Genomic DNA, 14,161 nt, shown 5'->3' on the forward strand with positions numbered 1-14,161 from the left:
TCAATTGGATATGAATCAATATTTAGATGTCTTTATTGATGAAAGTAAAGAGCACTTACAGACATGTAACGAAAAGCTGCTGCTGTTGGAAAAAGATCCGGCAGACCTTCAGCTTGTGCATGACATCTTCAGAGCTGCCCATACGCTGAAAGGCATGAGCGCAACGATGGGATATACAGATCTGGCGCATTTAACCCACCTGATGGAAAATGTGCTGGACGCTATCCGCAATGGAGAAATGCCCGTTACATCGGATTGGCTGGACGTGCTGTTTGAAGCGCTTGATCATCTTGAAGAGATGGTGCAGTCCATTATTGACGGAGGAGACGGCAAACGTGATATTTCTGAAGTGAGTGCGAAGCTCGACGTAAATGCGGTGGTGCATGAGACTGCGGCTTCAGCCGAAACAGCAGAACCGCCGGCTTCAAAACAACAGGCTTCAACTGAATGGAATTATGATGAGTTCGAACGGACTGTTATTGAAGAGGCGGAAGAGCAAGGATTCAGCCGCTATGAAATAACGGTTTCCCTGAATGAAAGCTGTATGCTCAAAGCCGTGCGCGTGTACATGATATTTGAAAAGCTGAATGAAGCCGGGGAAGTCGCAAAAACGATACCCGCCGCGGAAGTGCTTGAGACGGAAGATTTCGGAACGGATTTTCATGTGTGTTTCTTGACAAAGCAGCCTGCTGAAGAAATTAAAGAACTCATCAGCGGCATTTCAGAAGTGGAGAATGTCGAAATTTCTGCCGGTGCGCCGTTAAAAACGGCCGAAAAACCGCAAGCTGCTGAACCGGTGAAGGAAGATCCGGTTAAAAAGGCTGAAAAACAGCCTAAGCCGCAAGCGAAAACGGAAGAACAGCCGAAGCATCACAGCGGCTCGAAAACGATTCGCGTCAACATTGAAAGACTGGATTCTTCAATGAACCTTTTTGAAGAACTTGTCATTGACCGCGGACGTCTTGAGCAGATCGCCAAGGAGCTTGACCACAATGAGCTGACTGAAACCGTTGAACGCCTGACCAGAATCTCGGGCGACCTTCAGTCTATTATTCTTAATATGCGGATGGTGCCGGTAGAAACCGTCTTTAATCGTTTCCCGAGAATGATCCGCCAGCTTCAAAAGGAATTAAACAAGAAGATCGAATTGTCCATCATCGGAGCTGAAACGGAGCTGGACCGCACGGTGATTGATGAAATCGGCGATCCGCTTGTCCATTTAATCAGAAACAGCATCGATCACGGCATTGAATCGCCTGAAGTGCGGGTGAATAAAGGAAAACCGGAATCTGGCCATGTCGTGCTTAAGGCATATCACAGCGGCAACCACGTCTTTATTGAGGTTGAAGATGACGGGGCCGGCCTGAACAGAAAGAAAATTCTTGAAAAAGCGCTCGAGCGGAGTGTAATCACCGAACGTGATGCTGAAACGCTTGAAGATAATGAGATTTACGAGCTTATTTTTGCTCCGGGCTTCTCGACTGCCGATCAAATTTCTGACATTTCAGGGCGGGGCGTCGGCCTGGATGTCGTAAAAAATAAACTCGAATCACTCGGCGGCTCTGTCAGTGTCAAATCCGCGGAAGGTCAAGGTTCTCTTTTCAGTATCCAGCTTCCGCTGACACTTTCAATTATATCCGTTCTTCTCATTAAACTGGAAGAAGAGACGTTTGCGATACCGATTTCTTCTATTATAGAGACGGCTGTTATTGATAAGAAAGATATCCTGCAGACGCATGACAGAGAAGTGATTGATTTCAGAGGCCAAATCGTTCCGATCGTCTATCTGAAAAAAGAATTCGGCATTACGGATTCAAAACAGGATGCCGATCAGTTCCATGTAATCGTTGTGAAAAAGGGCGATAAATCCACTGCTTTTGTCGTGGACTCTTTTATCGGACAGCAGGAAGTCGTACTGAAATCACTCGGCGACTATTTAACGAACGTCTTTGCGATTTCCGGCGCTACGATTCTCGGAAACGGAGAAGTGGCGCTGATTATTGATTGCAATGCGCTGATCTACTAAAACGACACGAGGAGGTGCCCGCATGACTGCTGAAATCAAAACAGGTGAAAAAATGATTGTGTTTATGATAAACGGGAAAGAATACGCTATCTCAGTTTCCCAGGTGAAATCAATTGAAAAGTGGCAAAAACCGACGAGGGTCCCGGGTGTGGAATCTTATATCCGCGGCGTTATCAATCTGCGCGGAGTGATTACCCCGGTTCTTGATTTAAGAAAACGTCTGAATCAGCCTGAACAGGACATCACAGAAGAGACTCGGATTATCATCATTTCTTACCGTGACGCTGATGTCGGATGGGTCGTGGATGAGGCCAATGACGTCATCACCGTGCATGAAAATGAAATCGAATCCGCGCCTGAAAGCCAGACAAAGGAAACGGATGTGTGGATTAAACAGATCGTCAAGCAAGATAACAGGCTCCTCAATATTATCGATGCGCATGCGGTGCTGGATAAAGGTGCTTCGGCATCTGCGTCCGGAGAGCCTAATGCTTAAAGGGGAAAAGACAACATGAGTAAGTTTGAAGCGATCAAAGAAGAGCAGATGGATATTTTGCGGGAAGTCGGAAATATCGGGGCGGGTCACTCGGCTTCTGCAATGGCTCAGCTGCTGAACAGAAAGATAGACATGGAAGTGCCGTTTGCGACTTTATTGACATTTGATGAGCTCGCTGATTTTTTCGGCGGGGCTGAAACGCCGGTCGCCAGTATCTTTTTAAGAATGGAAGGCGACATGACCGGCTCTATCTTTCTCATCATGCCTTTTGATCAGGCGGAACAGTTTATCAGAGAGCTGATCGGAAATCCGGATTTTGATATTGACCAGTTGGGCGAAGATCATTTGAGTTCTTCTGCTTTACATGAGTTCGGCAATATTTTAGCAGGTTCCTATTTAACGGCATTGGCTGATTTGACAAAGCTTGAGATTTACCCGAGCGTGCCGGAAATCTCGCTTGATATGTTCGGCGCGGTTATCAGTGAAGGGCTGATGGAGCTCAGCCAAGTCGGAGAGCATGCCATTGTCGTGGATACTTCTATTTTTGACCAAGGCAGCAGGCAGGAGCTCAAAGCCCATATGTTTATGCTCCCGGACTATGATTCTTTTGAAAAGCTCTTCGTCTCATTGGGTGCGGCTTTATGAGCCGTGCGGAAGCCGCAGTTGTTAAAGTGGGGATTGCTGATGTTCAAATCGCGCGTTATCCGGATAAAATCCGGACTTCGGGACTCGGTTCATGCGTGGGACTGGTTTTATACGATAAAGACAAACAAACGGCGGGACTCGTTCACGTCATGCTGCCGGATTCCGGTTTATCGAAAACAGCGGAACTGAACCGCGCAAAATACGCGGACACCGCCGTAAAGACGACGATTGATATGCTTTTGAAAGCCGGCTGCCGCAAGTTTGCCCTGAAGGCAAAACTCGCCGGGGGAGCGGAGATGTTTAAGTTTAAAATGACAAATGACCTGATGAAAATCGGTCCGAGGAATGTAGCGGCCATCAAAGAGCAGCTTTCATTGTATAACATTCCGGTCATCAGTGAAGATACGGGCGGCTCAAGCGGCCGGACGATTGAATTTGAGCCAAAGTCCTGCATGCTGCACATTCGAACTGTTAAACAAGGTGAAACAACGATTTAATAAAGGTATGAGGTAGGGGGATAACAATGCAATCCTTGAATTATGAAGATCAGGTGCTTTGGTCGCGCTGGAAAGAGTGGAAAGATCCTAAAGCCGGTGATGATTTAATGCGCCGTTACATGCCGCTGGTCACATATCATGTCGGCAGAATTTCCGTCGGACTGCCGAAATCGGTGCATAAAGACGATCTAATGAGCCTTGGTATGCTTGGTTTATATGATGCCCTGGAAAAATTTGACCCCGGCCGGGATTTAAAATTTGATACCTATGCCTCGTTTAGAATTCGCGGTGCAATCATCGACGGGCTGCGTAAAGAAGATTGGCTGCCCAGAACTTCACGGGAGAAGACAAAAAAAGTCGAAGCGGCGATCGAAAAACTTGAACAGCGCTACCTTCGGAATGTGACGCCTTCAGAGATCGCAGAAGAGCTGGGGATGACGGAGCAGGACGTAGTATCAACGATGAATGAAGGGTTTTTTGCCAATCTCTTATCCATTGATGAAAAGCTTCACGACCAGGATGACGGTGAGAATATTCAAGTGATGATCAGAGATGACAAAAATGTGCCGCCGGAAGAAAAAATCATGAAGGACGAGCTGATCGCTCAGCTTGCGGGCAAAATTCACGAGCTCTCTGAAAAAGAGCAGCTTGTCGTCAGTTTATTCTATAAAGAAGAACTGACTTTGACCGAAATCGGACAAGTCCTGAACCTTTCGACGTCGCGGATTTCACAGATTCATTCAAAGGCGCTGTTTAAATTAAAGCATCTGCTTGAAAAAGTAATTCAATAATGAACTCATGGTTAGCGAGTGAAAAACATGTCAACACTATTATGGCTTTTAAGCTTTGTTCTTCACGGCGTACTGCTTTATGCCGTCATTATTCTGTACACGAGGTTTTCAGCCCTCAAGGAGACGGAGCGCCAGCAGAAGAAGATTCTTGAAGAGACGGAAAACACCCTTGCAGCGTTTCTGCTTGAGCTGAAAGAAGAAAATGAAAGACTCGAAGACGCAAAAAGCCGTCAAGCGCCGGCCGCAGAAGACGCCGAACCCCGGCCGGAACCGAAAGAAGAGCCTGATATTCCGGACCACATGGAAAAGCTTATCAGTGCAACGGAACGGGCTGAAAGTGACGAAAACAGCGGTGCGCATTCGTTTGAAGAACGTGTTTCAGAATTATATGAACAAGGGCTCACCCCCGCGGAAATCGCCAAACGGATGCAGAGCGGAAAGACAGAAATCGAGCTGTTTTTAAAATTTCGCGGCAAAGCTGTAAAGGATTCTTGATTGTCGCATAAAGCTGTGTTATATTATGTCTTGGTGTTAAATACACACGCTTAACGATTTATGCAGAGGGTGCTGCAAACGGCAGTTCTGCACAAAAATGACCTAAGCGGAGGAAAAAAACCATTTTATTAGGAGGAAATCACATGTCAGTTATTTCTATGAAACAATTGCTTGAAGCTGGTGTTCACTTCGGCCACCAAACACGCCGCTGGAACCCAAAAATGAAGCGTTACATTTTCACGGAGCGTAACGGAATCTACATCATTGACCTTCAAAAAACAGTGAAAAAAGTAGAGGAAGCTTACAACTTCACGAAAAACCTTGCTGCTGAAGGCGGAAAAATCCTTTTCGTCGGCACAAAAAAACAAGCTCAGGATTCTGTTAAAGAAGAAGCTGTACGCTCTGGCATGTACTATGTCAACCAACGCTGGTTGGGCGGTACACTGACAAACTTCGAAACAATCCAAAAACGCATTAAGCGTCTGAAAGACATCGAGAAAATGCAAGAAAACGGTACATTTGAAGTACTTCCGAAAAAAGAAGTTGTTCAATTGAAAAAAGAATTAGAGCGTCTTGAAAAATTCCTCGGCGGAATTAAAGACATGAAGGATCTTCCTGATGCATTATTCATCATCGATCCTCGCAAAGAGCGCATCGCTGTTGCGGAAGCTCACAAATTGAACATTCCTATCATCGGAATCGTAGATACAAACTGTGATCCTGATGAAATTGATGTCGTAATCCCTGCAAACGATGACGCAATCCGCGCTGTCAAACTTCTTACTTCTAAAATGGCAGATGCTATTCTTGAAGCGAAGCAAGGCGAAGAAGAAGCGGAAGCTGCTGAAGAGACTGCACCTGAAACAGAAACGACAACTGCGTAACCTAATCAAAAGGTGATAAGAGGGACTGCCTTTTATCACCTTTTTTCAAGAAAAATGTATCTATACATATCTTGTTTACACATATAAGGAGGAATTCAAATGGCTATTACTGCACAGCAGGTAAAAGAACTGCGTCAAAAAACAGGCGCTGGTATGATGGACTGTAAAAAAGCATTGACTGAAACTGACGGAGATATGGACAAAGCAATCGACCTTCTGAGAGAAAAAGGAATTGCGAAAGCGGCTAAAAAAGCTGACCGTATCGCTGCTGAAGGTTCTACTCTTATTAAAACTGACGGCAACAAAGGCGTTATCTTAGAAGTGAACTCTGAAACTGATTTCGTTGCGAAAAACGAAGGCTTCAAAGAGCTTCTGAACACGCTTGCTGACCACCTTCTTGCAAATGCTCCTGCTGATCTTGAAGAAGCAATGGGTCAAAAGATGGAAAACGGTTCTACTGTTGAAGAATACATCACAAGCAACGTTGCTAAAATCGGAGAGAAAATCACTCTTCGCCGTTTTGCTGTTATTTCAAAAGAAGACAGCGAAGCGTTCGGTGCTTACCTTCACATGGGAGGCCGCATCGGCGTATTATCCGTTCTTAGCGGAACAACTGACGAAGATCTTGCAAAAGACATCGCGATGCATGTTGCAGCGGTAAATCCTCGTTACATTTCCCGCGACCAAGTGTCTGAAGAAGAAGCAAACCATGAGCGTCAGATCCTGACTCAGCAAGCTCTTCAAGAAGGCAAACCGGAAAACATCGTAGCTAAAATGGTTGAAGGCCGTCTGAACAAATTCTTCGAAGAAATTTGCTTATTAGACCAAGCTTTCGTTAAAAACCCAGACGAAAAAGTGAAACAAGTTGTGGCTGCGAAAAACGCATCTGTTAAAACTTACGTCCGCTACGAAGTTGGAGAAGGTATTGAAAAACGCCAAGAAAACTTTGCTGAAGAAGTTATGAACCAAGTGAAAAAATAATGGCGGAAAGCCTTGGCGAATCTTTCGCGGCTTTTCAGGCAGTATAGGGGACACTACTTGTGTTCCCTATTTTTAAAACTATATTTACAAACCTTTTTTTCTCTTGCATAATAGGAAACGGCAATGTTTACACTTGGAGGTTATTATGGAAAAACCAAAATACAATCGTATCGTTTTAAAGCTTAGCGGAGAAGCATTGGCAGGAGAGCAGGGAAACGGCATTAATCCGACTGTCATCCAATCCATCGCTAAACAGGTAAAAGAAATCGCTGAGCTTGACGTCGAAGTGGCCGTAGTCGTAGGCGGCGGCAACTTATGGCGCGGAAAAACGGGCAGTGACTTAGGAATGGACCGTGCGACGGCCGATTATATGGGTATGCTTGCTACTGTCATGAACTCACTTGCCCTGCAGGACAGCCTGGAAACGCTCGGAATTCAGTCCAGAGTGCAGACATCAATTGAAATGCGTCAGGTCGCTGAGCCTTACATCAGAAGAAAAGCCATCCGCCACCTGGAGAAAAAACGCGTTGTTATTTTTGCCGCGGGAACAGGAAACCCTTATTTCTCTACGGACACAACCGCAGCGCTGCGTGCCGCTGAAATCGAAGCGGACGTGATCTTAATGGCGAAAAATAATGTCGACGGTGTGTATAATGCTGATCCGAGAAAAGATGAGTCAGCCGTTAAATACGAAAAATTATCTTATCTCGATGTGTTAAAAGACGGGCTGGAAGTCATGGATTCTACGGCTTCTTCACTATGTATGGATAATGATATTCCGCTGATCGTCTTTTCTATTATGGAAGAAGGAAATATTAAGCGTGCCGTAATCGGCGAATCAATCGGAACGATCGTAAGGGGGAAATAACGTTGTCAAACGAAGTATTAACACAAACAAAAGAACGCATGGAAAAAGCGGTTGCCGCTTATTCACGTGAATTGGCGTCAGTCCGCGCAGGACGTGCCAACCCATCTCTATTGGATAAAGTGACAGTAGAATACTATGGTGCCCAAACACCTTTAAACCAGCTGTCTTCCATCAATGTGCCTGAAGCGCGTATGCTTGTTGTCACACCGTATGACAAAACGGCAATCGGCGATATTGAAAAAGCGATTCTGAAAGCTGATCTTGGGGTAACGCCGACAAGTGACGGCACAATTATCCGCATCGCGATCCCGGCTCTGACGGAAGAAAGACGTAAAGAACTTGTCAAAGTCGTGAAAAAATACGCGGAAGAAGCGAAAGTAGCAGTCCGTAATGTCCGCCGTGACAGCAACGATGACCTCAAAAAACTTGAGAAAAACGGAGACATTACAGAAGACGAGCTTCGTGCTTCCAGTGAAGACGTTCAAAAGCTGACAGATGAATATGTGTCAAAAATTGACAGCGTCACAAAGGACAAAGAAAAAGAAATCATGGAAGTTTAATGAAAAACTATGTACAATAGATAATGTGAAAAGACCCTCTCATGTTTACAGGGGGTTTTTTTGTTAATACTGTTGATTACATTGATCATCAGCAACGCAACCTTTTTGGGTGACGGAGGAATCTCATGCTCAACATACTCAAAAATTGGAAGAATCAGCAGAATGCGGCTTCCAACTTAGAACGGTATACAAAAGAAGACATACTGAAGGGTGAAATTCCCGCACACATTGCCATTATTATGGACGGAAACGGACGCTGGGCGAAGAAGCGCTCACTCCCTCGGATTGCAGGACATCATGAAGGAATGAAAGTGGTAAAAAGGGTGACAAAGCTCGCAAGTCAGCTCGGCGTTAAAGTTCTGACTCTTTATGCGTTTTCAACGGAGAACTGGAAGCGCCCGAAGATGGAAGTCGACTTTTTGATGAAGCTTCCGGAAGAGTTCCTGAATACGTATCTTCCTGAATTAATAGAGGAAAATGTACAGGTGAAAATTATCGGAGATGAATCCGCGCTCCCTTCTCATACGTACAGGGCGATTGAGAAGGCCGTAAAAGATACAGAACAAAATGACGGGCTGATTCTCAATTTCGCTTTGAACTACGGCGGACGCACGGAAATCGTCAATGCGGCAAAAGCCCTGGCTGAACAGGTGAAAAGCGGCACGCTGAATATCGAAGACATTGATGAAGCGCTCTTTTCCGGGCATTTAATGACAGAATCACTCCAGGACCCGGAGCTGCTCATCAGAACGAGCGGAGAAATCAGATTGAGCAACTTTATGCTTTGGCAGGTGGCTTACAGTGAATTTGTTTTTACAGATGTCCTGTGGCCCGATTTTAAAGAAGATCACTTTCTGCAGGCAGTGGGAGAATTTCAGCAGCGGGGCCGGAGGTTTGGCGGAATTTAGAGGATGGTGGAAATGAAACAAAGATTGTTAACAGGTGTTCTGGCAGCGGCACTATTTTTATTTTTGGTTATTTTCGGAGGATTGCCGTTCACCGTATTTGTTTACGTGATGGGAAGTATAGCGCTTTTTGAGCTTTTGCGGATGAAAAAGCTCAGATTTTTTTCTTTTCCGGGTCTGATCAGCCTCTTGTTGTTATGGCTGTATATGATGCCGGACAAGTATCATTTTTTCGATGCGAAAATGGAAGTAACGATTTTCGCCGTATTGATTCTGCTCAGCTATACGGTGCTCGTGAAAAACACCTTTACGTTTGACGAAGTCGGGTTTATCGTTCTCGCGACGGTATATATCGGACTGTGTTTTCATTATTTTATTGAAATCAGAAACATTGAAACAAACGGGCTTTTGTATATCTTTTATGCCTGCGTTGTCATATGGTCAACGGACTCAGGCGCATATTTCGTCGGAAAGTCGCTCGGGAAGCGGAAGCTGTGGCCCGAAATCAGTCCCAACAAAACAGTGGAAGGGTTTCTCGGCGGTATTGTCATCGCCCTTATTTTTACGGCTGTTTTTCAGCTGTTTGCGCACCTTCCGATTTCATACCCGGTTCTTTTGGTCATCACGCTTGTTCTGTCTGTGTTCGGACAGATCGGGGATTTGGTTGAATCAGCGCTTAAGCGGCACTATGATGTGAAGGATTCGGGAAAAATCCTTCCCGGGCACGGCGGCATTTTAGATCGATTTGACAGCTTTTTGTTTGTCATGCCGTTTCTATACTTTCTGCTTGCGCTTTTTTCATGAGAAAGGCTAATATGAAAATAAGACCGATCTGGACGCATAGAATGGGAGTGGCATTTTGAAGAATATTTGTCTTTTAGGAGCAACAGGATCAATAGGGGAGCAGACGTTAGACGTATTGCGCATGCATCAAGATCAGTTCCGTCTCGTCTCGATGACTTTCGGTAAAAACGCCGAGAAAGCGATCCCGTTGATCAGAACGTTTCAGCCGAAATATGTAGCAGTCGGCGACATCGATACATACCAAAAAGTGAAAGAAGCGTCTTTTTCTCATGAATGTCAAATCGGCATCGGAGAAGAAGGCCTGATTGAAGCGGCAGTCATGGACGAAGTGGATATCGTGGTCAATGCGCTGCTTGGAAGCGTCGGTTTAATCCCGACTTTGAAAGCGATTGAACAGAAAAAAACAATTGCGCTTGCAAATAAGGAAACTCTCGTCACTGCCGGGCATATAGTGAAAGGACACGCAAAACGATACGGCGTTCCTCTTCTTCCGGTCGACAGCGAACATTCCGCTATTTTTCAGGCGCTGCAAGGCGAACAGAGCAAAAATATCGAGCGCCTGATCATTACGGCATCCGGCGGCAGTTTCAGAGATAAAACGCGGCAGGAGCTTGAGTCTGTAACGATTGCCGACGCCCTTAACCACCCGAACTGGTCGATGGGCGCAAAAATTACGATTGACTCAGCTACAATGATGAATAAAGGACTTGAAGTCATTGAGGCGCATTGGCTGTTTGACATTCCGTATGAACAGATTGACGTTGTATTACATAAGGAGAGCATCATTCATTCGATGGTTGAATTTCACGACAGAAGCGTCATCGCCCAGCTCGGAAATCCGGACATGAGGGTGCCGATTCAATATGCGCTGACATATCCGGACCGGCTGCCTCTGCCTGAAACAAAAAGGCTTGAATTATGGGAGATCGGAAGCCTCCATTTTGCGAAAGCTGACTTTGAAAGGTTCCGCTGCTTACAATTTGCCTTTGAATCAGGTAAAATAGGGGGAACGATGCCGACGGTTTTAAATGCGGCCAACGAAGAAGCCGTTGCCGCTTTTCTTGCCGGACGGATTTCCTTCTTATCGATTGAGGACCTGATTGAAAAAGCATTGGACCGCCACAGCGTAATTCAGGATCCGAGTCTTGCGGATATCCAAGAAGTGGACAAAGACACCCGGGGATACGTTAATTCAATACTCACATAAGGTGGTATGTTCGTGAATACAGTTATCGCGTTTATTATTATTTTCGGAACGCTCGTTTTTTTCCATGAGCTGGGGCATTTATTGCTCGCCCAAAGAGCGGGAATCCTTTGCCGTGAATTTGCGATCGGCTTTGGCCCTAAAATCTTTTCATTTAAAAAGAATGAAACCGTGTATACGATCAGACTCCTTCCGGTCGGCGGGTTCGTCCGCATGGCCGGTGAAGACCCGGAGATGATCGAAGTCAAACCCGGTTATACTGTCGGGCTTCTTTTTAATAAAGATGACGAAGTGGAAAAAGTCATCATTAATCAAAAGGAAAAATATCCCGACGCTTTAATTATCGAGGTGGAGACGGCTGATCTTGAGCACGAAATGAAGATTACCGGGTACGAGCAGGGGAAAGAAGATGAACTGGCGGGCTTTACTGTCAGTCAGACCTCCTTTTTTATCGTAGACGGAGAAGAAGTGCAGATTGCGCCTTACAATCGACAATTCGGGTCTAAACCCGTATGGAAGCGGATTAAAGCGATTGCTGCCGGTCCGATAATGAACTTCATCTTAGCGTATGTCATTCTCGTCATGCTTGGATTCATTCAAGGCGTGCCTTCGAATCAGCCTGAGCTCGGGAAGCTGACAGACAATGGACGCGCAGCGGCTGCCGGTTTAAAAGAAGGCGACTATATCCAGAGCATTAACGGTGAAAAAATGAGGTCATGGACAGACATCGTGACAGCGGTAAAAGAAAATCCCGGAAAAAAAATCGATGTCGCCGTCAAACGGGATGGCAAATCGTTTCATATCTCGGTTACACCTGAAGCTGTAAAAGATGAAAATAAAAAAACAATCGGCCGCTTCGGCTCTTATGCGCCGACTGAAAAAGGCGCGCTTGCAGCGATTGCCTACGGCGCGACCTCTACCGTTGATGTCACAAAAGCGATCCTGACCAATCTGAGCAAACTTGTGACAGGCCAGTTTAAGCTTGATATGCTTTCGGGTCCTGTCGGCATTTATGATATGACGGATCAAGTTGCAAAAACTGGTATTATCAACCTATTCCAGTTTGCGGCGTTTTTAAGCATCAACCTGGGAATTGTCAACCTGCTGCCGATACCGGCGCTTGACGGCGGGCGGCTGCTGTTTTTATTCATTGAAGCAATACGCGGCAAGCCGATAAACCGTGACAAGGAAGCATTTGTCGTATTTATCGGCGTAGCTTTCTTAATGCTTCTTATGCTGGTTGTCACATGGAACGATATCCAGCGTTTATTCTTATAATTGACTAGTAAAAAATCAGAGGTGCGAAGACATGAGACAAAGTTTGACGCTTATTCCGACCCTGAGAGAAGTGCCGGCTGATGCTGAAGCAAAAAGCCATAAGCTTCTGCTGAGAGCGGGATTTATCAGACAAAATACGAGCGGGGTTTACAGCTACATGCCCCTGGCTTACAGGGTCATTCAAAACATTCAGAAGATCGTGCGTGAAGAAATGGAAAAAATCAACGCGGTGGAAATGCTGATGCCGGCCCTTCAGCAGGCTGAAACATGGCAGGAATCAGGCAGGTGGTATACGTACGGGCCTGAATTAATGCGTCTGAAAGACCGCCACGGCCGTGAATTTGCTTTAGGCGCGACACATGAAGAAGTCATTACTTCTCTCGTGCGCGATGAGGTGAAATCTTATAAGCGTCTGCCGCTCACTCTTTACCAGATCCAGTCTAAATTCAGAGATGAAAAACGCCCGCGTTTCGGGTTATTGCGCGGACGCGAATTCATCATGAAAGATGCGTATTCTTTCCATGCTTCTGAAGAAAGTCTGGAGGAAACATACCAAAACATGTACGGCGCATACAGCAGCATTTTCGCACGCTGTGAATTAAACGTCCGTCCCGTTATTGCCGACTCGGGCGCGATGGGCGGAAAAGACACGCATGAATTTATGGCTCTTTCTGAAATAGGGGAAGATACCATCGCTTATTCCGATGGATCCTCTTACGCAGCCAATACGGAAATGGCGGAAGTTGTCATGAACAGCGAGCCGTCAGATGAAACACCCGAGGCATTGGAGAAAATTGATACGCCGAATGTCAAAAGCATTGAAGAGCTCGCTTCGTTCTTGCAGATCGAGCCGAGCGCCTGCATCAAATCAATGCTGTTTAAAGCGGATGACCGATTTGTTCTCGTGTTAGTAAGAGGCGATCATGAGGTCAATGACGTGAAAGTGAAAAACCTTCTGAACGCGGAAGTGGTTGAGCTTGCGTCTCATGAAGAAGTAGCCGAGAAACTTGGCACGGAGCCGGGATTTGCGGGGCCGATCGGCGCTGCCGGCGACATTGAGATTTATGCCGACCAAGCCGTAAAAGTAATGGTAAACGCCGTTAGCGGTGCGAATGAAAAAGACCGTCATTACCGAAACGTAAACATCGAACGTGACGCGTCAGTAAAAGCATATGCCGATCTTCGAATCATTCAGGAAGGCGATCCGTCACCTGACGGAAAAGGCACGATCCGTTTCGCTGAAGGGATTGAGGTCGGACAAGTCTTTAAACTCGGCACGCGTTACTCTGAAGCGATGAATGCGACATACCTTGATGAAAACGGGCGTGCGCAGCCGATGCTGATGGGATGTTACGGAATCGGCGTGTCCAGAACGCTTTCAGCCATCGCTGAACAGCATCACGACGAAAAAGGCTTGATCTGGCCGAAAAGCGTTGCTCCGTATGACCTTCATATTTTGGCGCTGAATATGAAAAACGAAGCGCAAAAAGAGCTTGCTGAACAGCTTTACGGCAAATTCCAGGCGGAAGGTTATGAGGTATTATACGATGACCGTGCTGAACGCGCAGGCGTGAAGTTTGCTGATTCTGATCTGATCGGCCTTCCGATCCGTATCACTGTCGGAAAACGTGCCGATGAAGGCATCGTAGAAGTGAAAATCCGCAAAACCGGTGAATCTGCCGAAGTTTCAGTGGATGAGCTTTCTGAATTTATCAAGACGAAGTAAT

At 46.0% G+C, this 14,161-nt stretch carries 15 protein-coding genes; all 15 read left to right on the forward strand.

Annotated elements, in window-relative coordinates:
- The first annotated feature begins 4 nt into the window (after positions 1 to 4).
- The 15 genes from cheA (at position 5) to proS (ending at position 14,160) form a co-directional block, all read left to right on the forward strand.
- Positions 5 to 2,026 carry a chemotaxis protein CheA gene (gene cheA / locus SB724_RS03815; RefSeq protein WP_410570139.1) on the forward strand — a complete coding sequence of 674 codons (2,022 nt, stop codon included), beginning with the start codon at positions 5 to 7 and terminating at the stop codon, positions 2,024 to 2,026.
- Positions 2,027 to 2,048: 22 nt separating this feature from the next.
- Complete coding sequence (cheW, locus tag SB724_RS03820; protein ID WP_003154225.1) at positions 2,049 to 2,522, forward strand: chemotaxis protein CheW; 474 nt, start codon at positions 2,049 to 2,051, stop codon at positions 2,520 to 2,522.
- Positions 2,523 to 2,537: 15 nt separating this feature from the next.
- On the forward strand, positions 2,538 to 3,167 hold the full coding sequence (gene cheC, locus SB724_RS03825; protein ID WP_014417781.1) for a CheY-P phosphatase CheC: 630 nt from the start codon (positions 2,538 to 2,540) through the stop codon (positions 3,165 to 3,167).
- On the forward strand, positions 3,164 to 3,664 hold the full coding sequence (gene cheD, locus SB724_RS03830) for a chemoreceptor glutamine deamidase CheD (RefSeq protein ID WP_016936101.1): 501 nt from the start codon (positions 3,164 to 3,166) through the stop codon (positions 3,662 to 3,664). Before cheC ends, cheD begins: the two co-directional genes overlap by 4 nt.
- Before the next feature lie 26 nt (positions 3,665 to 3,690).
- Complete coding sequence (gene sigD / locus SB724_RS03835; protein WP_003154217.1) at positions 3,691 to 4,455, forward strand: RNA polymerase sigma-28 factor SigD; 765 nt, start codon at positions 3,691 to 3,693, stop codon at positions 4,453 to 4,455.
- A 27-nt stretch (positions 4,456 to 4,482) separates the two neighbouring features.
- Positions 4,483 to 4,950, forward strand: a complete 468-nt coding sequence (locus SB724_RS03840) for a DUF6115 domain-containing protein (protein WP_105937720.1) — start codon at positions 4,483 to 4,485, stop codon at positions 4,948 to 4,950.
- Positions 4,951 to 5,093: 143 nt separating this feature from the next.
- Positions 5,094 to 5,834 (forward strand): 30S ribosomal protein S2, encoded by a 741-nt coding sequence (gene rpsB, locus SB724_RS03845; RefSeq protein ID WP_007611453.1) that lies wholly within the window; start codon positions 5,094 to 5,096, stop codon positions 5,832 to 5,834.
- 99 nt (positions 5,835 to 5,933) lie between these two features.
- Positions 5,934 to 6,815: a translation elongation factor Ts gene (gene tsf, locus SB724_RS03850; protein ID WP_007611455.1), complete on the forward strand. Its 882-nt coding sequence runs from the start codon at positions 5,934 to 5,936 to the stop codon at positions 6,813 to 6,815.
- 145 nt (positions 6,816 to 6,960) lie between these two features.
- Positions 6,961 to 7,683, forward strand: coding sequence for a UMP kinase (gene pyrH, locus SB724_RS03855; protein WP_003154213.1), 723 nt, complete (start codon positions 6,961 to 6,963; stop codon positions 7,681 to 7,683).
- A gap of 2 nt (positions 7,684 to 7,685) precedes the next feature.
- Positions 7,686 to 8,243: a ribosome recycling factor gene (gene frr / locus SB724_RS03860; protein ID WP_003154212.1), complete on the forward strand. Its 558-nt coding sequence runs from the start codon at positions 7,686 to 7,688 to the stop codon at positions 8,241 to 8,243.
- 125 nt (positions 8,244 to 8,368) lie between these two features.
- Entirely contained in the window at positions 8,369 to 9,151 is a 783-nt protein-coding gene (uppS, locus tag SB724_RS03865; protein ID WP_007409795.1) for an undecaprenyl pyrophosphate synthase, read from the forward strand.
- Between the two features lie 3 nt (positions 9,152 to 9,154).
- Positions 9,155 to 9,952, forward strand: a complete 798-nt coding sequence (locus SB724_RS03870) for a phosphatidate cytidylyltransferase (protein WP_007409796.1) — start codon at positions 9,155 to 9,157, stop codon at positions 9,950 to 9,952.
- Positions 9,953 to 10,007: 55 nt separating this feature from the next.
- Positions 10,008 to 11,159: a 1-deoxy-D-xylulose-5-phosphate reductoisomerase gene (gene dxr, locus SB724_RS03875; protein ID WP_105937718.1), complete on the forward strand. Its 1,152-nt coding sequence runs from the start codon at positions 10,008 to 10,010 to the stop codon at positions 11,157 to 11,159.
- 6 nt (positions 11,160 to 11,165) lie between these two features.
- Positions 11,166 to 12,434 carry an RIP metalloprotease RseP gene (gene rseP, locus SB724_RS03880; RefSeq protein WP_007611459.1) on the forward strand — a complete coding sequence of 423 codons (1,269 nt, stop codon included), beginning with the start codon at positions 11,166 to 11,168 and terminating at the stop codon, positions 12,432 to 12,434.
- A gap of 31 nt (positions 12,435 to 12,465) precedes the next feature.
- Complete coding sequence (gene proS, locus SB724_RS03885) at positions 12,466 to 14,160, forward strand: proline--tRNA ligase (protein WP_007611460.1); 1,695 nt, start codon at positions 12,466 to 12,468, stop codon at positions 14,158 to 14,160.
- Position 14,161: the final 1 nt, after the last annotated feature.

The organism is Bacillus sp. SIMBA_031 (assembly GCF_046535225.1).
Taxonomy (GTDB): Bacteria; Bacillota; Bacilli; order Bacillales; family Bacillaceae; genus Bacillus; species Bacillus velezensis.

What these genes read in the sequence shown, in the direction of transcription:
- cheW (WP_003154225.1), top strand. Translation starts at nt 2,049, where the DNA reads ATGACTGCTGAAATCAAAACAGGTGAAAAAATGATTGTGTTTATGATA.
- cheC (WP_014417781.1), top strand. Translation starts at nt 2,538, where the DNA reads ATGAGTAAGTTTGAAGCGATCAAAGAAGAGCAGATGGATATTTTGCGG.
- cheD (WP_016936101.1), top strand. Translation starts at nt 3,164, where the DNA reads ATGAGCCGTGCGGAAGCCGCAGTTGTTAAAGTGGGGATTGCTGATGTT.
- sigD (WP_003154217.1), top strand. Translation starts at nt 3,691, where the DNA reads ATGCAATCCTTGAATTATGAAGATCAGGTGCTTTGGTCGCGCTGGAAA.
- SB724_RS03840 (WP_105937720.1), top strand. Translation starts at nt 4,483, where the DNA reads ATGTCAACACTATTATGGCTTTTAAGCTTTGTTCTTCACGGCGTACTG.
- rpsB (WP_007611453.1), top strand. Translation starts at nt 5,094, where the DNA reads ATGTCAGTTATTTCTATGAAACAATTGCTTGAAGCTGGTGTTCACTTC.
- tsf (WP_007611455.1), top strand. Translation starts at nt 5,934, where the DNA reads ATGGCTATTACTGCACAGCAGGTAAAAGAACTGCGTCAAAAAACAGGC.
- pyrH (WP_003154213.1), top strand. Translation starts at nt 6,961, where the DNA reads ATGGAAAAACCAAAATACAATCGTATCGTTTTAAAGCTTAGCGGAGAA.
- uppS (WP_007409795.1), top strand. Translation starts at nt 8,369, where the DNA reads ATGCTCAACATACTCAAAAATTGGAAGAATCAGCAGAATGCGGCTTCC.
- SB724_RS03870 (WP_007409796.1), top strand. Translation starts at nt 9,155, where the DNA reads ATGGTGGAAATGAAACAAAGATTGTTAACAGGTGTTCTGGCAGCGGCA.
- rseP (WP_007611459.1), top strand. Translation starts at nt 11,166, where the DNA reads ATGTTCGTGAATACAGTTATCGCGTTTATTATTATTTTCGGAACGCTC.
- proS (WP_007611460.1), top strand. Translation starts at nt 12,466, where the DNA reads ATGAGACAAAGTTTGACGCTTATTCCGACCCTGAGAGAAGTGCCGGCT.